18 protein-coding genes and 2 riboswitches are annotated in these 18,301 nt (G+C 43.4%); all 18 genes read left to right on the top strand.

Annotated features, from left to right (window positions below; genetic code table 11):
- Positions 1-3: 3 nt before the first annotated feature.
- The 18 genes from LJD61_RS03935 to larB all read left to right on the top strand — a co-directional run bounded on the left by LJD61_RS03935 (position 4) and on the right by larB (position 18,290).
- Positions 4-492, top strand: coding sequence for an ECF transporter S component (locus tag LJD61_RS03935; protein ID WP_255226206.1), 489 nt, complete (start codon positions 4-6; stop codon positions 490-492).
- 175 nt (positions 493-667) lie between these two features.
- Positions 668-1,294, top strand: a complete 627-nt coding sequence (locus LJD61_RS03940; RefSeq protein ID WP_255226207.1) for a TrkA C-terminal domain-containing protein — start codon at positions 668-670, stop codon at positions 1,292-1,294.
- Between the two features lie 152 nt (positions 1,295-1,446).
- Positions 1,447-2,445 carry a glycine betaine ABC transporter substrate-binding protein gene (locus LJD61_RS03945; protein WP_255226208.1) on the top strand — a complete coding sequence of 333 codons (999 nt, stop codon included), beginning with the start codon at positions 1,447-1,449 and terminating at the stop codon, positions 2,443-2,445.
- A gap of 25 nt (positions 2,446-2,470) precedes the next feature.
- On the top strand, positions 2,471-3,334 hold the full coding sequence (locus LJD61_RS03950) for an ABC transporter permease (protein WP_255226209.1): 864 nt from the start codon (positions 2,471-2,473) through the stop codon (positions 3,332-3,334).
- A gap of 20 nt (positions 3,335-3,354) precedes the next feature.
- Positions 3,355-4,512, top strand: a complete 1,158-nt coding sequence (locus LJD61_RS03955; protein ID WP_303740663.1) for a quaternary amine ABC transporter ATP-binding protein — start codon at positions 3,355-3,357, stop codon at positions 4,510-4,512.
- A gap of 337 nt (positions 4,513-4,849) precedes the next feature.
- Positions 4,850-5,662, top strand: coding sequence for a formate/nitrite transporter family protein (locus tag LJD61_RS03960; protein WP_255226211.1), 813 nt, complete (start codon positions 4,850-4,852; stop codon positions 5,660-5,662).
- 37 nt (positions 5,663-5,699) lie between these two features.
- Positions 5,700-5,819, top strand: a riboswitch (molybdenum cofactor riboswitch).
- A 112-nt stretch (positions 5,820-5,931) separates the two neighbouring features.
- Positions 5,932-6,627 (top strand): ABC transporter permease, encoded by a 696-nt coding sequence (locus tag LJD61_RS03965; RefSeq protein ID WP_255226212.1) that lies wholly within the window; start codon positions 5,932-5,934, stop codon positions 6,625-6,627.
- A gap of 1 nt (position 6,628) precedes the next feature.
- Complete coding sequence (locus tag LJD61_RS03970) at positions 6,629-7,363, top strand: ABC transporter ATP-binding protein (protein ID WP_255226213.1); 735 nt, start codon at positions 6,629-6,631, stop codon at positions 7,361-7,363.
- A 13-nt stretch (positions 7,364-7,376) separates the two neighbouring features.
- Positions 7,377-8,501 (top strand): substrate-binding domain-containing protein, encoded by a 1,125-nt coding sequence (locus LJD61_RS03975; protein ID WP_255226214.1) that lies wholly within the window; start codon positions 7,377-7,379, stop codon positions 8,499-8,501.
- Between the two features lie 235 nt (positions 8,502-8,736).
- Entirely contained in the window at positions 8,737-9,963 is a 1,227-nt protein-coding gene (locus LJD61_RS03980; protein ID WP_255226215.1) for a molybdopterin molybdotransferase MoeA, read from the top strand.
- Positions 9,964-10,055: 92 nt separating this feature from the next.
- The gene (locus LJD61_RS03985) at positions 10,056-11,954 is read left to right on the top strand and encodes a molybdopterin biosynthesis protein (RefSeq protein ID WP_255226216.1); all 1,899 of its coding nucleotides are present in this window, start codon (positions 10,056-10,058) and stop codon (positions 11,952-11,954) included.
- Between the two features lie 237 nt (positions 11,955-12,191).
- Positions 12,192-13,151 (top strand): GTP 3',8-cyclase MoaA, encoded by a 960-nt coding sequence (moaA, locus tag LJD61_RS03990; protein ID WP_255226217.1) that lies wholly within the window; start codon positions 12,192-12,194, stop codon positions 13,149-13,151.
- 34 nt (positions 13,152-13,185) lie between these two features.
- Positions 13,186-13,623: an MOSC domain-containing protein gene (locus LJD61_RS03995; protein ID WP_255226218.1), complete on the top strand. Its 438-nt coding sequence runs from the start codon at positions 13,186-13,188 to the stop codon at positions 13,621-13,623.
- 20 nt (positions 13,624-13,643) lie between these two features.
- Positions 13,644-14,759, top strand: coding sequence for an aldo/keto reductase (locus tag LJD61_RS04000; RefSeq protein ID WP_255226219.1), 1,116 nt, complete (start codon positions 13,644-13,646; stop codon positions 14,757-14,759).
- A 115-nt stretch (positions 14,760-14,874) separates the two neighbouring features.
- A riboswitch (cyclic di-AMP (ydaO/yuaA leader) is annotated at positions 14,875-15,001 on the top strand.
- Positions 15,002-15,003: 2 nt separating this feature from the next.
- Positions 15,004-16,068, top strand: a complete 1,065-nt coding sequence (locus tag LJD61_RS04005; RefSeq protein WP_255226220.1) for a peptidoglycan-binding domain-containing protein — start codon at positions 15,004-15,006, stop codon at positions 16,066-16,068.
- A gap of 111 nt (positions 16,069-16,179) precedes the next feature.
- On the top strand, positions 16,180-16,662 hold the full coding sequence (locus LJD61_RS04010) for a DUF456 domain-containing protein (RefSeq protein ID WP_255226221.1): 483 nt from the start codon (positions 16,180-16,182) through the stop codon (positions 16,660-16,662).
- Between the two features lie 73 nt (positions 16,663-16,735).
- Entirely contained in the window at positions 16,736-17,545 is an 810-nt protein-coding gene (gene larE / locus LJD61_RS04015) for an ATP-dependent sacrificial sulfur transferase LarE (protein WP_255226222.1), read from the top strand.
- Positions 17,538-18,290 (top strand): nickel pincer cofactor biosynthesis protein LarB, encoded by a 753-nt coding sequence (larB, locus tag LJD61_RS04020; RefSeq protein ID WP_255226223.1) that lies wholly within the window; start codon positions 17,538-17,540, stop codon positions 18,288-18,290. The genes larE and larB overlap by 8 nt, the downstream gene beginning before the upstream one ends.
- Positions 18,291-18,301 lie beyond the last annotated feature (11 nt).

An 18,301-nucleotide genomic window follows, 5' to 3' on the forward strand; every position in this document is an offset into this window, starting at 1 on the left:
ATCATGATAGATAAAAGTACCAAGACCTTAACCAGAGCCGCTATACTCCTTGCGGTGGCTTTAGTCTTTCAGTTTGTGAAGATGGGTCAGCTGGTAACGGGCTCTGGTATCAATGCAGTGCTGATCGTTGCAGCCCAGCTCTGCGGCTTGCCCTGGGCGGCAGCAATCGGTGCTATAACCCCTCTTATGTCTGTAGTTTTGGGGGTTAATCCTCCTGCATTGATTCCCGTGGTTCCATTTATTGTAGCAGGCAACATCTTATATGTGGCCGTCTACTCTATATTGAAGACTAAAGGGAAGATAATGGGGGTTGGCCTTGCTGCCTTATTGAAGTTCGGATTGTTGTATTCTGCAGTAAACTATTTTGTGGCTGTAAAACCGCCTATAAAGGTCGCTCTCAGCTTTCCGCAGCTATTTACCGCATTAATAGGAGGGGCAGTAGCTCTTATAATAATCAAAGTATTGGATAGAACTCAGAAGACTGAAGAATAGAGGACTTTCAGAATCACTGGTACAACATTCAGTTAGAAAAATAAATAATAGAAGACTAACTTTGCATCAATTATTTATGCATAGTTAGTCTTTCTTTTTTGTGTATTAACAGGCAAATATGTTATAATTTAGATACAAAATGATAGATGTGCTATCTCTGCAAGGAGTGAGAGTTTTGGATAAAAGTATCAATATTACAGGTCCAAGGTATCAACATATTGCGTTGGACATAGCATCAAAAATTGCCAGCGGACACTATAAAGTGGGTGATAAAATATATACACGCTCGGTTCTGTCAAGCCAATATAATGTTTCTTCGGAGACTGCCAGACGTGCAATAAGCATCCTATCGGATGTAGGAATTGTTGAGGTTTGGAGAGGCAGCGGCGTTTTGATAAAATCATACGAAAAAGCAATCGATTTTGTAAAGGAATATACAGCCATACAATCTGTAAATGACTTAAAAAATGAAATTCTAGATTGTCTTGAGCGTCAGGACAAAGAAAACGATTATCTAAAAAAAATGCTTGATAAGCTCATTGACAAAACCCACAGTCTAAAAGCTATCAATCCTTTTATTCCGTATGAAATAACAGTTGATGCAAATTGCAAATATTTAGGTGAGACTATTAGTGGTATTAATTTTTGGCATCATACCGCAGCAACTATTGTAGCAATAAGGCATGATGATGAGTTAATGATGTCTCCCGGTCCCTATGCGGTTATTACACAAGGAGATGTACTATACTTTGTAGGAGATGATAATTGTCCTGAAAGAGTGAAAAATTATTTATATTTGTAATTTATGGCTTTGAAAAATATTTATCAAGCAGGTGGAAATCATATAAATACATGATTTTATGCCTGCTTTTTGATTTCCTCAATTTGACCAAAGTGACAACTTTGTGATATTATAAAGTTGTTTGTTAATTTTTATGAAGGAGGAGTTAATAGATGAAAAGAAAAGCAGCATTTATTTTAATGCTTATATTTAGCATTACTGCAGTATTTGGAGGCTGCAGCGGCAAGGAGGTTGAAAAGATAACCATAACAGCAACAAACAACGGTTGGGACAGTCAGATGCTGCATAATGAGATAGCAAAGCTGATTGTTGAAAACGCGTATGACGACTACGATTTTGAAGTTTCCACAGGCTCATCTACTATGAACTGGCAGGCAATGATCACCGGTGATGTGGACCTGGACATCGAGAGCTGGACAGACAATGTGGCAACCTATCCGGATGATGTGGCAAAAGGCGATATTGTTGATGTGGGTGTATTGGTTCCTGATAGTGCTCAGGGCTTATATGTTCCCCGTTATGTAATTGAAGGAGATGAAAAGCGCGGAATAAAAGCTGTTGCTCCGGATTTGAAAACAGTTGAAGATCTGAAAAAATATGCAAAGCTTTTTCCGGATGATGAGAATCCAAACAAAGGAAGGATCTATGGTTCAATTCCCGGATGGATGGCAGATGAAATACTATATAAAAAGTATGAAGCCTATGGCCTTGATGAGATGTACAACTATACACGACTTGGCAGTGAAGCAACTCTATTTGCATCACTTGCATCTGCATATAACCTGGGAGAACCTTGGGTAGGTTATTGCTATGAGCCTACATGGATCAGCGGAAAGCTGGACTTAGTGCTTCTTGAGGACGCACCCTATGATCCTGAGCTTTACTTGGAGGGTAAATGCGGCTTCCCCAAACAGGAGCTTAAGATTGTGAGCAGCAGTAAATTTGCAGAAAAAGCTCCTGATTTACTGGAATTTTTCCAGAAGTACAAAACAGGCAGTCAGCTTATAAGCAGCGCTTTGGCACATTTGGATGAGACGGGGAAAACTCATGAGGAGACAGCTAAATGGTTTCTTAAGGAGCATGATTACTTGTTGGATGAATGGCTGCCCGCTGAGAGAGCTCAGAAAGTAAGGGATGCTCTGAATTCATAAAGACATTTAGAAGGGGGACAAGCATTTGAACGAATATCTAATAAAATTTCCCGAGATATGGCAGTTTAACGTTGGCGATAGCATTGATATATGGATTAAATCCTTCAGCCGAGAGCATAGAGCGGTTTTTACCGCGATAAAATCTGCTGTAATAGGTTCGATTAAAGGGATAAATTGGTTACTGACCATCATACCGTGGTGGATGCTGATTTTAATCATTATGATACTTGGCTGGAAAATAAGCGGGAAGAAGCGTATAGGTGTGCTTTACGGAGCGATGTTGTTTTTCGTAGGCACTTGCGGACTTTGGGATCATATGCTGGAAACCCTCAGCATTGTTATAGCTTCTGTCATTCTTTCCTTAGTGCTGGGATTTCCTCTGGGCATCTTAATTGCGATGAATAAAAGGGCAGAAGGAATCATACGCCCCATTTTGGATTTAATGCAGACTATGCCGACTTTTGTTTATCTTGTGCCTGCTGTTATCTTGTTCAGTACAGGAAAGACTCCTGCGTTGATGGCAACCACCATCTATTCAATCGTACCTATGATTCGCATGACTAGCCATGGAATTACTCACGTCGATAAAGAAGTGGTCGAGGCAGCCCAGGCTTTTGGCTCAACTGCTATGCAGGTCTTGATTAAGGTACAGATACCTCAAGCAATGTCAACTATAATGACCGGTTTAAATCAAACAATTATGATGGCTATGTCAATGGTGGTGACCTGTGCATTAATCGGCGCAAACGGACTCGGTATGGAAATACTCTTAGCCACAAACCGTACAGAGATGGGTAAGGCTTTGATGCCTGGCATTTGTATTGTTATTGTGGCTATTATACTTGACCGCCTCACTCAAGGACTTGTCAAGAACAAGGAGGTGCAATAGAAGTGGATAATCACATTATAATGAGGGCCCAAAACGTATCAAAGCTATATGGAATAAATAAAGCTGAAGCCATAAAGCTTATAAAGGAAGGTACAGACAAGGAAACGGTGCATAGAAAAACCGGAGTTACTGTTGCTCTTTGGGATGTATCCTTTGAGGTAAAAAAAGGGGAAGTTTTTGTCATAATAGGACTGTCAGGCTCAGGAAAGTCCACAATTGTACGCTGCTTGAACAGGCTGAACAAGCCCAGCTCAGGAGAAATATTTTACGAAGACAGTGAAATTGATAAATTCAGCAAAAAGGAGCTTCTAGACTATCGACGCAATAAGATTTCAATGGTATTTCAAAATTTTGGTCTCATGAGTCACAGAACAGTCCTTGAAAATGTGGCCTATGGTCTTGAAGTAAAGAACATACCAAAGGAGGATCGTAAGAAGAAGGCAACGGAGATGATTTCCATGGTTGGATTGGAAGGCTGGGAAAATCAACATATTAACAGTCTTTCTGGAGGCATGAAGCAGAGAGTGGGGCTTGCCAGAGCCCTTGCAAATGATCCCGAGGTGCTATTGATGGATGAGCCGTTTTCAGCGCTGGACCCATTGGTGAGACGTGATATGCAGTTCGAACTTCTTTCAATCCAAAGAAAGCTTCAGAAAACAGTAATATTTATTACCCATGATATAAATGAAGCTTTCAAATTAGGAGATACTGTTGCTATAATGCGTGACGGCAGAATTATTCAGATAGACACACCGCAGAATATGTCTGCTAAACCGGCGGATGATTATGTTTCTAAATTTATCGGCAGCGCAGATAAAGCAAAGGTGCTGAGCGTCAAGAATGTCATGATTACACCCACATGCCTGGTGAGGCCCAAGGATGCTCCCATCCAAGCCATAAGAGAGATGAGAGCCAATAGTGTATCTACGGCATATGTGGTAGACGATGAAATGAAATTCATAGGCGTTATAACTATCAATGATGCGGTTCGTGCAAATAAAGAGGGATTGGCTTTATCCTCCATGATAACCAGCGATGTATATACTGTAAATGAAGAAAAGCTTATCGAAGATGTATTGCATTTGGCCGCCAAATCTAAATATCCCATAGCAGTGCTTGATGAGGAACAAAAACTAAAGGGAATTATCAGCAAGGCAGCGGTATTGTCTTCGCTATAAGGCATTAAAAGGTTTTATATGAAGCAAACGCATATGTTAACTAAATAGGAAAACAGGTTCAGAAGGATATTCTTTTGGGCCTGTTTTTTTATAATGCATAGGAAAGTATAAATTTCCTTTGTTCTATATAGCGGTAATTCAGCAAGTATGGATGAAGTCTCGTTCAATTTTATTGCATTGTAATAAGGATTTGCCTAATGTAAAATATGTTTAGAACAAAAACATAGCGCATGAATCAATTATTAAAAATCTCTACCGCTCATAGACGCATTGTGAGGAAAATGTTAAAATTAACCTGAGGGAAATAATGTATATTATAATAGAAAGGAACATCTTGATGGAAAAGAGATTGCTTACTCCAAAAGAGATTGCTCAGGCTACTATTGATGCCGGTGCCGGAAAAGCGAAGCTTTCGGTGATTCATATGATTATTTTGGGTATTTTCGCAGGCGCCTTTATAGGCTTTGGCGCTCAAGGAGCGATTATTATCGGGCAGACTTATGCAACCATTGATCTGGGCATGTCTAAATTTATTTTTGCCGCAGCCTTCCCGGTCGGATTGATGCTTGTTGTTATTTGCGGCGGAGAGCTTTTCACCGGGAATAATTTGATGGTATTGGGCTGCTTGAATTGCAATTATAAAGTCAGGGACCTTCTTAGAAATTGGGTAATAGTTTATTCCTCAAATTTTGCAGGCTCCGTCATATTGGCCTTACTGGTGGCTAACAGCGATCTCATGACGGGAGCAGCGGCAGAAAAGGCAATCGCAATAGCAAATGCCAAGGTTGCCATATCCTTTGGAGCTGCTGTTATAAGAGGCATTTTGTGCAATATCCTTGTTGTGCTGGCTGTCTGGATGGCCACAGGCTCGAGAGATATCATAAGCAAAATATTTTCCTGCTGGTTTCCCATAATGCTTTTTGTGCTCTGCGGTTATGAGCATAGCGTAGCAAATATGTATTTTGCCCCTCTGGGGATGTTTATAGGTGCGCCGATTACCTGGGGCCAGATCTGGATGAAAAACTTGATCCCCGTAACCATCGGAAACATTATCGGCGGCGCTGTAATAGTTCCCTTATCCTATTATAACGTGTATATAAGGACAGCAAAGGTATCATCCGATGCTGAAGACGGCGCAGAAAAGGTATAAAAGCTTTGAAAAAAATATCAATATATGGTATCTTAAATATAGTGAGATTTTCCGAGTTTAATTTTCTAAAGGACAAGCCCATGGAAATTAAACCAAAGGGCTCCGGCAGAAATGCTGAAGCCTCCCGTATTTGGAAAGGAAAAATCAGATTCTATTATATTAGAATTAAAAGAGCAATCCTTTCGGGTTGCTCTTTTTGAGTCTATGCCAAACATGGTTATATGCAATAATCTTTATTTTTTTATTAAAACAGGCGAAAGGTGATTTTCATGGCATATTTTGCAGAAGCATTTACTAAAGCTCTTAACCTTCTTTTTTCCTTCGATAAAGAACTTTACGGTATAATTTCTCTGACGCTCAGAATATCTGCAGTATCCCTGATAATAAGCAGCATCATAGGCATTCCCACTGCTGCAATACTGTATATGAAGAAGTTTCCCGGGCGAGGGATCATACTCAATATAATAAGTACCTTTATGGGCCTTCCTCCTGTGGTGGTAGGCTTGTTTGTGTATATCATGCTTTCCAATCAGATGGGGCTGTTCGGCGATCTGAGATTGCTGTTTACACCGGCTGCAATGATAATAGCACAGATAATATTAGCACTGCCTATCGTTACGGGGCTTACCCATACCGCTCTTATGTCTCTTGATGGCCTGGTAATAAAAACTTCGATTACAATGGGTGCATCTCCCTCTCAGCTTTTTGCTACCATCCTGAGAGAAGCCAGATATGGCATCGGCACAGCGGTTATAACTGCCTTTGGAAGGCTCATGGCTGAGGTCGGTGCAGTTATGATGGTCGGTGGAAACGTCAGATATCAGACTAGAGTGATGACCACTGCTATAGCATTGCAAAAAGGCATGGGAGAATTTCAGACAGCCCTTGCATTAGGAATTATACTCTTGCTTCTTTCTTTTATCATAAATTTCTTCCTTCAGTTTCTTAAAGGAAGGAGGGTTTAACTTGGCAGACTACATATTTAAAACAGAGGGCTTAAAAAAAGAATACTCGGGCAAAACTGTATTAGATATTGAAGAGATGGAAATACAAAAGGGAAAGATTACTGCCGTCATAGGTCCAAGCGGGGCAGGCAAGAGCACTCTTTTACACCTGCTCAATGTAATAGAAGCTCCTTCCTCAGGCAGCATATGGTTTGAGGATTCTATGATAGGGCATAAAGCTTTGACATTGGACATAAGGCGAAGCATGGTCATGGTATTTCAGAAGCCTTTGGTGTTCACCGCCACGGTATATGAAAATCTGGCCTATGGCTTAAAGCTTAGAAAAATGAAAAAAGAAGAGATCAGTCAGAAAGTTGAAGAAGTGTTGGAGATAACCGGGCTGAAGGATAAGAGGAATCAAAATGCCGCCACTTTATCAGGGGGAGAGGCTCAAAGAGTGGCAATCGGCAGAGCTATGGTAGTAAGACCTAAGGCGCTTCTTTTGGACGAGCCTACAGCCAATCTGGACCCTGCAAATATATCCATTATTGAAGACCTGATCAAGTTTGGCAAAGCTAATTATGGCCTTTCTGTCATCATAGTTACTCATAACATGTTTCAGGCGAAGAGGCTCTCAGACAATACGATTTTTATGCTAAACGGCAAGATCATAGATTATGATACTACGGAGAGTTTGTTTAATTGCCCCAAAAATGAAATCACCGGGGCTTTTATAGATGGTAAAATGATTTATTAAAGGAGAGGGAAAAATGAGAAGGAATTCAAAAATTTTCGCAACCATTATGGTTTTCGTCTTTGCTTTCAGCATAATGCTTGGAACAGCAACTGCTGCGTATGCGGACAATGCTCCTCTCGTAGGAGGACTGGCCAGGACTACAGTCAATGCATATTTCAGAAAAGGACCCGGGGTTGATCAGGATATTTTAGATGTAATTAAAAAAGGAACTGAAGTAGTTGTTTTAGGCAAGGCGGGCAATTGGTACAAAATTAGCCATCCTGACAAAAGGGTGGGCTATGTCACCGGCAAATATCTGGAAGGTCTTGATAAAAAATTAGATGAGGTAATGGAAGAAAAAATAAAGCTGGAGGAACGGATCAAATCGTTAGAGACCAAAATCGACCTGTCCAAGCTGGAGAAGAATATAGTATTGGCAACTACAACCAGCACTCAGGACACAGGCCTTTTGGACACATTGGTGCCTGCCTTCAGTAAAAAATATGGTGTCAATGTGAAGGTCATAGCAGTGGGCACCGGTGAAGCTATAGAGATGGGAAAAAGAGGAGATGCGGATGTGATCCTGGTTCATTCCAGAAAATCAGAAGATGCCTTCGTAGCAGAGGGCTTTGGAGTGAACAGAAGAGATGTAATGTACAATTTCTTCCTGCTGGTCGGACCCAAGGATGATCCGGCCAAGGTATCTGAAGCAAAGGATGCGGTTTCAGCCATGAAAGCGATTGCTGACAATGGATCGACCTTTATATCCAGAGGTGATGAATCGGGAACCCATAAGAAGGAGAAGGATTTATGGAAGCTGGCCAATATTGAACCACAAGCCCAGAAGTGGTACATGGAGGTTGGGCAAGGAATGGGAGCAACTTTGACCATGGCAAATGAGCAGGGAGCTTATACATTGGTCGACAGCGGTACCTGGTATGCTTATCAGGACAAGGTGAACATGAAGATAGTGCTGGAAGGGGATAAAGCATTGTTCAATCCCTACGGAGTGATTGCAATAAATCCTGCTAAATATCCGAACATAGGCTATAACTCAGCCATGGCTTTTGTTGAATTTATAACCTCCCAGGAGGGACAGACCATCATAAAAGAGTACAAAAAGAATGGTTATCAGCTCTTTGTACCCGATGCGAAATAGGGGGAATGGAAACCACTGAAAGACACGGAAGATGTTGGTATAGGCAATGCGTTAGATCATATGCGAAGCATAAAAAATGCTTCGCATTTTCTATCACTGACTATGGAATTATATGCAGACATGTGCTATTTTAAACTAAGGATGTGAATACATAGGAAACTATGACCCTGTAGGAATACCCAAAATCCTGAGTTCTGAGCTCTGAAACCTGAATTCTGTTTAAGGAGGCGAAATGATGAAGCTTTTGAATGTGGATACATCAGATAAGGTTAGAAAAAAGATCGATGAATCATTTACTGATAGCTATGATAGATGGGAACAGATTCCTATTGGACAAAGCCTGGGGAGGATAGCATTTGAAGATGTGCTGTCCCCGATTGAACTGCCTCAGTTTTCCAGGTCTGTAGTGGACGGCTATGCAGTATTATCAAGGGACACATATGGAGCAGGCGAGAGCATGCCGGTTTTTCTGGATGTCTCGGGTCATGTGGAGATGGGTAAGGCTGCCGAGGGCAAGGTTTCAGCGGGCGAGGCCATATATGTGCCTACAGGAGCCATGATCCCTGAAGGTGCCGATGCAGTCGTGATGATAGAATATGTGGAAAACCTGGATGAAAGCACCGTAGCTGTTTATACGCCGGTGGCTCCGGGCCAGGGCATCATACAAAAAGGCGATGATGTGGAATTAGACAGCAAGGTTTTGTCAAAGGGGGAAAAAATAAAGTCCAGGGATATCGGAGTTTTATCAGCCCTGGGCATTGAATATATAAAGGTATTTAAAAAGCTAAGGCTTTCGGTGATATCTACAGGAGATGAAATAGTAGACTCCTTCGGAGAGGTTCAGTACGGCCAGATAAGGGATATCAATACACATCTCATATCTGCCATGGCTGAGGAGTCGGGAGCGGAGATAAGCCTTAAGCTGTTGGTGCCTGATGATTTCAGCAAGCTCAGAGAAGCTATAGGCCAGGCTTTGAAAATGTCGGATATAGTCGTGCTGTCGGGGGGCAGCTCCGTCGGTGCCAAGGACATGACTGCCAAGGCTATAGAATCTATAGAGGGCGGGCAGGTCTTTGTCCATGGCGTGGCAGTCAAGCCCGGCAAGCCCACCATAATCGGCAGAGCGGGAGGGAAGGCCCTGTTCGGATTGCCGGGGCATCCTTCCTCCGCAATGGTTATATATAAGGTCTTTGTAGACCATCTCATAAGAAAATATTACTATATGAGCGAAGATACAGTATATATCCAGGCTTCATGCGGAGAAAACATACATTCTGCACCGGGCAAAGAAACCTATCAGCCGGTGGAATTGATTGAAAGGGATGGGGAATACGAAGCTGCTCCCATCTACGGCAAATCCGCCGCCATAACAACAGTCGCCAGATCTATGGGCTATATCAGAATATCCGAGAATAAGGAAGGCGTCAAAAAGGGCGAGAAGGTAAGAGTGGCGCTGTTTTGAGACTGAATAGGAGACGGAAACCACTGAAAGACACGGAAATTTCACAAAAAATCACTGACCTTCAGCGGTTAAAAAATAAGGAGGTGGATAGAGTGGATAGAAATTTATACCTAGATAATATGGATGTGGATGAGGCTTTGAAGCTTTTTTTGAATAGAGCAGGACAAAAGCTGGAGGCTGAGGAGATACCTGTTGCAGAATCCCTGGGAAGGGTAACTGCAGAGCCTGTCTTTGCCGTCTATTCTTCTCCAAATTTCAACGCTTCTGCAATGGATGGCATAGCAGTCAAGGCCAGGGACACCTTTGAGGCTTCCGAAGTCAACCCGGTGATATTAGAGAAAGGCGGGCACTATGAATATGTGGATACCGGAGACCCCATAGCAGAGCCCTATGATGCGGTCATAATGATAGAAGACATAGTTGAAGCGGGGGAAGACAAAGTAAAGATAATAAGCCCTGCCTTTCCATGGCAGCATATAAGGCCTATAGGAGAGGATATCGTAGCCAATGAGATGATAATTCCCTCATATCATGTGATAAGGCCTGTAGATATTGGCGCTTTGCTATCCGGCGGTATTACGAACATAATGGTTTACAAAAAGCCCAAAGTGGGGATAATCCCCACAGGTACGGAAATAATCGAGCCGGGGGAGGAGCTCAGGCTCGGAAATATAATCGAATCCAACTCCCGTATATTTGAAGGGCTTGTCGTAGAGTACGGAGGAGAGCCCAAAAGATATGCACCTGTTCCTGATGATTATGACAAATTAAAGGCAGCCCTGAAGAATGCAACTGCGGAAAATGATATAGTTGTGATAAATGCAGGCTCCTCTGCAGGCTCGGAGGATTATACAGCTGAGCTGATACGAGAATTTGGAGAGCTGATCCTCCATGGTATAGCCGCAAAACCGGGCAAGCCTGCTATATTGGGGCTGATAGATGGCAAGCCGGTCATCGGAGTGCCCGGATATCCTGTATCCGCATGGGTCGTATTCGAAATATTTGCCAAAGCATTGATAAAAAATTGGGCGGGCAGGCCTGAAAAAAAAGAGACGGTGCTGGAAGCCGTGCTTTCCAAGAGATTGGTCTCTTCTCTCAAGAACAGAGAATACGTGAGGATAAAGCTGGGCAAGGTCAATGGCAATCTGATCGCTACACCGCTAAATAGGGGCGCAGGCGTCACCATGTCTTTAGTTAGGGCTGACGGGATATTGGAAATTCCCCGGACCAGCGAAGGCTTTGAGGCTGGCGAAAAGGTAAGGGTAAACCTTTTGAAGGATTTGGAGGACATTGAAAACACCATAGTATCCATAGGAAGCCATGATCTGATCATGGATATAGCCGCTAATATGATGCACAGGAGAAATTCAACCTATAATCTTTCTTCTGCCCATGTAGGAAGCATGGGAGGCATAATGGCAATACGCAGAGGAGAAGCCCATATGGCTCCTATACATCTTTTGGATGAGAAAACAGGAATATATAATATTGAATATATAAAAAAATATCTGAGCAATCTGGATATGGCCTTGATCAAAGGTGTAAAAAGAGTCCAGGGCATCATGACGAGAAAGGGCAATCCCAAAGGCATCACAGGCATTGAGGATTTATCAAGAGGCGATATACAGTTTGTGAACCGTCAAAAGGGCGCAGGAACAAGGATACTGGCGGACTACCTTCTGAAAAAAGCAGGTATTGATCCGAATGAGATCCATGGCTATGAGCGGGAAATGACCACTCACATGGCTGTAGCCGCAGCAATAGCTTCGGGTACCGCGGACATGGGAGTAGGAGTCTATTCGGCGGCAAAGGCCATGGAGTTGGATTTCATTCCCATAGGGGAAGAAGACTATGATTTTGCAATTCCCAGAGCATTTTTGGAGCTGGATATGATAAAATTATTCATAGAAGTTATAACCTCACAAGAATTCAAAGATTGCCTCCGGGACATGGGAGGCTACGGAACGGAAAATACGGGGGAGATTATATAGAGCTCAGGGCTCTAGCCGCTAGCTTCTAGCCTCTGGCTTCTAGCATTAGGGTTGGGCTCTGGGGTCTTGGAAACGGAGAACACTGAAAGACACTGAATTTTGCACGGATTAATACGGAGGGCTTTTATTTCATTTATCATTTTATATAGTAAATATAAATATGGACAATAAAAAATTCTTTTCGTGAAATTTAGTGAAAGTTTCAGTGCCCTTCAGTGGTTAAAAAAGGAGAAAAATATGAAGGATAAATTTGGGAGAAATATTGAATATCTCAGAGTTTCAGTCACTGACCGTTGCAATCTTCGATGCAGATACTGCATGCCGGAGGAAGGCATCAAGGATAAAAAACGCCATAGCGACATAATGACCTTGGAAGAAATATATGAGGTGGTGAAAGCCTGCGCTGACCTGGGCGTCAACAAGGTAAGGATCACCGGAGGAGAACCCCTGACCCGCTACGGCATCACAAGCCTGATAGAGAAAATTTCCAGGCTTGAAGGGATAAAAGACATAGCAATGACCACCAATGCGGTACTCCTTAAAAAGTACGCCAAGGGATTGAAGGAAGCAGGTCTCAAAAGGGTTAACATAAGCCTTGACACCATGAAAGCAGAAAAGTATAAGGAGATCACCCGCTTCGGGTCTATAGGAGAAGTATTTGCAGGCATGGAAGAGGCCAGAAAAGTCGGGCTTTTGCCTTTGAAAATAAACGTAGTATTGATAGGCGGTTTCAATGATGACGAAATAGGAGATTTTGTAGAGCTCACAAGGAATGAGGATATCCAGGTAAGGTTTATAGAGCTGATGCCCATAGGTCAGGCTGCTGATTGGGCGAGAGACAACTTTATCCCCAACACTACCGTGCTGGAAAGATTTCCGGAGCTCCAGCCTGTAGAGACAGGGGACAAGTCGAGCCCGGCAGAGTACTACAGGCTGCCGGGAGGATTGGGCAAAGTAGGGCTCATAAACCCTATAAGTCATAAGTTTTGCAGCAGCTGCAACAGGCTGAGGCTTACCGCCGACGGCAAGATAAAACCCTGCTTGCATTCCAATCAGGAGATAGATGTTTTGCAAACCTTAAGAAAAGGACAAAATGTGAAGGAATTGATAGAAAGCGCCATACGGCAGAAACCTTCGGAGCACCATCTGGATGACGGTGAAGCCATAGACCGTGATATGATGCGGATAGGCGGATAATATAAAAAATATATATAAAGGGGAGATAAAATATATGGAAGGTAAAATTCTCGCTGTAAATATAAGTGAAAAAAAGGGAGTAATAAAGACACCCATAGATGAAGGCTATTTCAAAATAGATCACGGTTTGGTCGGGGACGCGCATGCAGGGAACTGGCACCGGCAGGTAAGCCTTTTGGGCATCGAGAGCATAAATAAAATGAAAGCTCTCGGGATAGAAGGCCTTTGCACAGGCAAGTTCGCAGAGAACCTTACTACCGAGGGCATAGTATTATATGAGCTTCCAATAGGCACCAAGCTCCAAATAGGTGAAACCGTTCAGGAGGTCACTCAGATAGGAAAGGAATGCCATGTGGGCTGTGCCATATTCCAGCAAATAGGCAGCTGCATAATGCCTCTGGAAGGAATTTTTACAAAGGTATTGAAGGAAGGAACCATAAAACCCGGAGATACTATCAGGGTTATCGAATAGATTTTGGAGGTGGGGCTTTAATGCGATATAAAAGCTTCGGCAAGACGGGAAAGAATATATCTGTCATAGGCTTCGGGGGCATGAGATTTCCCAAGGATGAGGACTATGGGGCGGAGATGGTCAGATATGCCAACAAAATGGGAATAAACTATTTTGATACTGCTCCGGGCTACTGTGATGACAGAAGCGAGCATATAATGGGCAAAGCCTTCCTAAATATGCCGGGAGAATTTTTTGTGTCCACAAAGAGCTCTGCCAATTCGGATCCTACAGCAGATGATGTGATGAGAAGGATAGAGGCGTCTCTGAAAAGGCTTAATGTTTCTAAGATAAACTTTTATAATATGTGGTGCATACTTGATATGGAAAAGTACGGAAGAGTTATGATGAAGGGCGGACCTCTTGAAGGAGCTATGAGAGCCAAAAGAGAGGGCCTTGTAGAACATGTATGCTTTACCACTCACGCCAAGGGGGAAGAGATAGCTCAGATCATTGAGGACGGACATTTCGAAGCCGTCACACTAGGCTATAACATCATAAATTTTCCATACAGGGAAAAAGGTGTAGAAGCAGCTTATAAGCATGGCATACCTGTAGTCACAATGAATCCTCTGGGAGGCGGAGTCATCGGCAAAAACAGCGATTACTTCAAATTCCTCATAAAGCGTCCGGGGGAGACCGCCGTACAAGCCGCTCTGCGATTCAATGCAAGTCATAAGGGGATCAATGTGGTCCTGTCTGGTTTCAACAAGCTGGAGGAAATAGATGAGAATATCAGAGCGGTAGAAAATCTGACAGAGCTGACGGATGAAGAAATATCTCAGATAAAAGGAAACATCAGAGAGTCTTTGAATCAATTGTGCACTTCCTGCGGCTACTGTATGGATTGTCCTCAGGGCCTCGATATAGTAGAATACATGGACTTGTACAATGAATATATCCTCTTGGGAGATGATCCAATAAAGGAATATGCAGAGTTTTTAAAGTCAAAGTTTAAGCTGGAAAGCTATATAAGCGGTATAAACAGCTGCATCAACTGCAAGAATTGTGAGGGCAGCTGTACCCAGAAGCTTACGATCACTGACAGACTAAAGCATCTTGTACGTATGATGTCAAAGTTTGTTGCTTCAAAATAGCATAGGGGTATAGCCTGCAGCCTGATGGGATGGTGGTAATTACCATTGCATCAGGCTTTATACTTATGTAAACTATAAGAAGCCGTACTGTTTTAGCTGAATCTCGTTAGAATCTGTTTAGTATATGCTAAACAGGTTCTCTAGGGAGCGGAGGATATTTCTGGGGTGAATTGGGACAAACCCATAGGGCACTCTCTGCCCGAACCCGTCAACTAACTTCGTAAGCATTAGAGAGGAGAGTAGTATGAGGAAGAAAAAACTATTACTATTTTTTATGGTACTGGCTTTGTTAATGGCGACTCCGGTTTTTGGAGACACATTGAAAACCGGAAGCACCGGGACGTTGGTCAAACAGCTTCAGACAAAGCTAAAAGCATTGGGTTACCTTAATTCCAGCATAACAGGCTATTATGGTAATCAGACGAAGAGTGCCGTATTAAAGTTTCAGGCAAAAAGTGGGCTCAAACAGGATGGCATTGCAGGCACTGCAACACAAAAAGCTTTGTTCAATGCCGGGACAAGCAGCAATACCATAGCGAGCAGAAGCAGCACAGGATCCTACAGCACCAAGGATGTGCAATCAGCCTTGAAAAGCTTGGGTTTATACAGCGGAAGCATTGATGGGATCACAGGGTCAAAGACCAAGGCTGCATTGAAAAAGTTCCAGAAGAGCAAAGGCCTTGCAGCAGACGGCATCATGGGTCCAAAAACAGCCGAGAAGCTTTTTGGAAAGAGTGAAACAGCAGCATTGGCAGATAGAGGCGGAGCGGATCGCAAAGAAGCTTCTAAGGATACTATAAAAGACGCAGAAGATACATACGATTCTTCGAAGAATGACGAGTATGGAGAATTGCTGGATTGGTGGTCTGAGGTTGAGAGCATATTCTACAGGGGTGCGGAAGCCCGGCTCATAGATTTATGGACGGGAAAGAGCTTTGACATAATGAGGACCTATGGCAGCAATCATGCCGATTGTGAGCCTTTGACAGCAGAAGATACAAAGATCATGAAAGAAATATACAGCGGAAGCTGGAGCTGGAACAGAAGGCCTGTCGTCATAGTGACAGGGGGCAGGAGGATCGCTGCTTCCATGGCAGGGATGCCCCATGCAGGGCTGGAAGCAAAACCTAAGAATGTTACAGTAAAGGGCCGCAGCGGCGGCTTTGGCACCGGAACCAACTTAGATACTATTAAAGGCAACAATATGGATGGGCATTTTGATGTTCATTTTCTCAATAGCAGAACTCACGGCACCAATAAAGTAGATTCGGCACACCAAAAAGCAGTAAAACAAGCAGCAGGAAAATAGCAAATATCGCAGTACGGTTTTTTAAAGCCCGGGTATATCCCGGGCTTTAATTTTAAACTTTTTCTTAAAACCTGCGTATAATAGAATAAATTGATATAAGGGGAATCAGAGATGAGCGGAATATATTTGATTGTCAGCACTGCATTGATAATTGTGGGGTTATTGGGCATTTTCATACCTGGATTGCCCGGTACGGGCCTTGTATTTGCAGGTACATTGGTTTATGCTTGGGGAACAGGCTTTCAAGCCATTGGCTGGGGGACTCTGCTGCTATTCTTATTTCTTACATTGCTGTCCATGGCGGTGGACTATGGCGCAGGACTTATTACAGCTCAAAAATTCGGAGCCTCTAAGCAGGGGATTTTCGGCAGCATCATTGGAGGCATATTGGGCATGATCACCTTTAACCTTCCCGGCCTTATACTGGGTCAGCTGATCGGCGTTATAGCGGGAGAGCTCATGTTCGGCAGGAAGATGAAGGAGTCCATGAAATCCGGCTTCGGTGTATTTATAGGCTATTTGCTGGGGAGCATTGCAAAGGTAATAATAACCACCTTGATGGTGATCATATTCTACTTTAAGGTATTTTTTTAGATTTTACTACTTCATGGCCCAACAATAAAGTATAATAATATACAAAGTATTATATTTGTCGCAGGAGGAAAGCATGAATAAATACGAAAGCCTAAAAAACCTGTTGAAGAAATATGGGAAATTGGCAATAGCATATTCGGGAGGAGTGGACAGCAGCTTTTTGCTCAAAGCCGCAATAGAGGCCTTAGGAAAAGAAAATGTGCTGGCGGTTACGGTAAAATCCCAGGTCATACCGGAGGAGGAGCAAAAAGAAGCGGAGGAGCTGGCCAGACAGATGAAGGCCAGGCATCTGGTGCTCAAAATGGATGTGCTGTCTTTGCCTGAGTTTAAGACCAATCCGAAGGACCGCTGCTATTTCTGCAAAAAGCACATCTTTAAGGATATAATTAAAGCTGCATCGGGAAGAGGCTTCAATACAGTGGCTGACGGGACGAACTCTGATGATGAAGGGGATTACAGGCCGGGAATGAAAGCACTGCAGGAGCTTAGGGTTGTAAGCCCTTTGAAGCAGTGCGGCCTTACTAAGGCTGAGATAAGAGAGCTTTCAAAGGAGCTGGGTCTCAGCACTTATGACAAGCCGAGCCTTGCATGCCTGGCATCGCGGGTTCCCTATGGCGAAGAGATAACGGCAGAAAAGCTTCTGATGACAGGAGCCGCCGAGAAATACTTAAGATCCCTGGGGTTTAATCAGCTGAGGGTGAGATGCCATGGCCCTGTCGCAAGGATTGAGGTTATGCCCCAGGATTTTGACAGGTTTTTTAGAGATGATTTAAATATAAAGGTTTATGAACATTTTAAAACCTTGGGCTTTAAATATGCTGCCCTGGATTTGGCGGGTTATAGGACAGGCAGCCTGAATGAGGAAGTGAAGATAGATGGATGAAAAACATATCATGGAAATGCTCAAAGACTATAAGAGCGGGAAACTAGAGGAAGAAGAGGTCATAAGCAAGCTGAAAAAGCTTCCCTATGAGGATATAGACTATGCCAAAATAGATAACCACAGAAGCCTCAGGAGAGGCTATGGAGAGGTTGTATATTGCGCGGGAAAGACTCCTGAGCAGACAGCCAATATATTTCAAAGGATGCTGTGCGGCAGGGGAAGGGTCCTGGGTACCAGAGCGGATATAAAGACTTATGAAGAGGTAAAGGCAAAAGCCCATGATGCTGTGTACCACAAGGATGCAAGAGCCATAACAGTGATAAGGGAAGACATAGATAAAAACAAGGGACTGATATTGATAGCTACAGGAGGGACTTCGGACATACCCGTAGCTGAGGAAGCAGCCATCACGGCAGAGTTTATGGGGAATACTGTGGAGAGGCTGTACGACGTGGGTGTAGCCGGTATTCACAGGCTGTTGATGAATACCGACAAGCTTTACTCGGCTTCTGTGATCATCGCGGTGGCAGGTATGGAAGGGGCTTTGGCCAGCGTTATAGGAGGCTTGGCGGATTGCCCCGTCATAGCAGTGCCCACCAGCGTAGGCTACGGAGCCAATTTCGGAGGATTGTCGGCGCTTTTGACGATGCTGAACAGCTGCTCCAGCGGGATAGGTGTAGTCAATATAGACAACGGCTTCGGAGCCGGCTGCCTGGCGGCTATGATAAACAGGGACAGAAAATAACAGGATATACG

Origin of the sequence: Lutispora saccharofermentans, from assembly GCF_024363565.1 — a bacterium.
Taxonomy (GTDB): Bacteria; Bacillota; Clostridia; order Lutisporales; family Lutisporaceae; genus Lutispora; species Lutispora saccharofermentans.

Coding starts and splice junctions, on each gene's coding strand:
- LJD61_RS03935 (WP_255226206.1), top strand. CDS start 4: ATGATAGATAAAAGTACCAAGACCTTAACCAGAGCCGCTATACTCCTT.
- LJD61_RS03945 (WP_255226208.1), top strand. CDS start 1,447: ATGAAAAGAAAAGCAGCATTTATTTTAATGCTTATATTTAGCATTACT.
- LJD61_RS03955 (WP_303740663.1), top strand. CDS start 3,355: ATGAGGGCCCAAAACGTATCAAAGCTATATGGAATAAATAAAGCTGAA.
- LJD61_RS03960 (WP_255226211.1), top strand. CDS start 4,850: ATGGAAAAGAGATTGCTTACTCCAAAAGAGATTGCTCAGGCTACTATT.
- LJD61_RS03965 (WP_255226212.1), top strand. CDS start 5,932: ATGGCATATTTTGCAGAAGCATTTACTAAAGCTCTTAACCTTCTTTTT.
- LJD61_RS03975 (WP_255226214.1), top strand. CDS start 7,377: ATGAGAAGGAATTCAAAAATTTTCGCAACCATTATGGTTTTCGTCTTT.
- LJD61_RS03980 (WP_255226215.1), top strand. CDS start 8,737: ATGAAGCTTTTGAATGTGGATACATCAGATAAGGTTAGAAAAAAGATC.
- moaA (WP_255226217.1), top strand. CDS start 12,192: ATGAAGGATAAATTTGGGAGAAATATTGAATATCTCAGAGTTTCAGTC.
- LJD61_RS03995 (WP_255226218.1), top strand. CDS start 13,186: ATGGAAGGTAAAATTCTCGCTGTAAATATAAGTGAAAAAAAGGGAGTA.
- LJD61_RS04000 (WP_255226219.1), top strand. CDS start 13,644: ATGCGATATAAAAGCTTCGGCAAGACGGGAAAGAATATATCTGTCATA.
- LJD61_RS04005 (WP_255226220.1), top strand. CDS start 15,004: ATGAGGAAGAAAAAACTATTACTATTTTTTATGGTACTGGCTTTGTTA.
- LJD61_RS04010 (WP_255226221.1), top strand. CDS start 16,180: ATGAGCGGAATATATTTGATTGTCAGCACTGCATTGATAATTGTGGGG.
- larE (WP_255226222.1), top strand. CDS start 16,736: ATGAATAAATACGAAAGCCTAAAAAACCTGTTGAAGAAATATGGGAAA.
- larB (WP_255226223.1), top strand. CDS start 17,538: ATGGATGAAAAACATATCATGGAAATGCTCAAAGACTATAAGAGCGGG.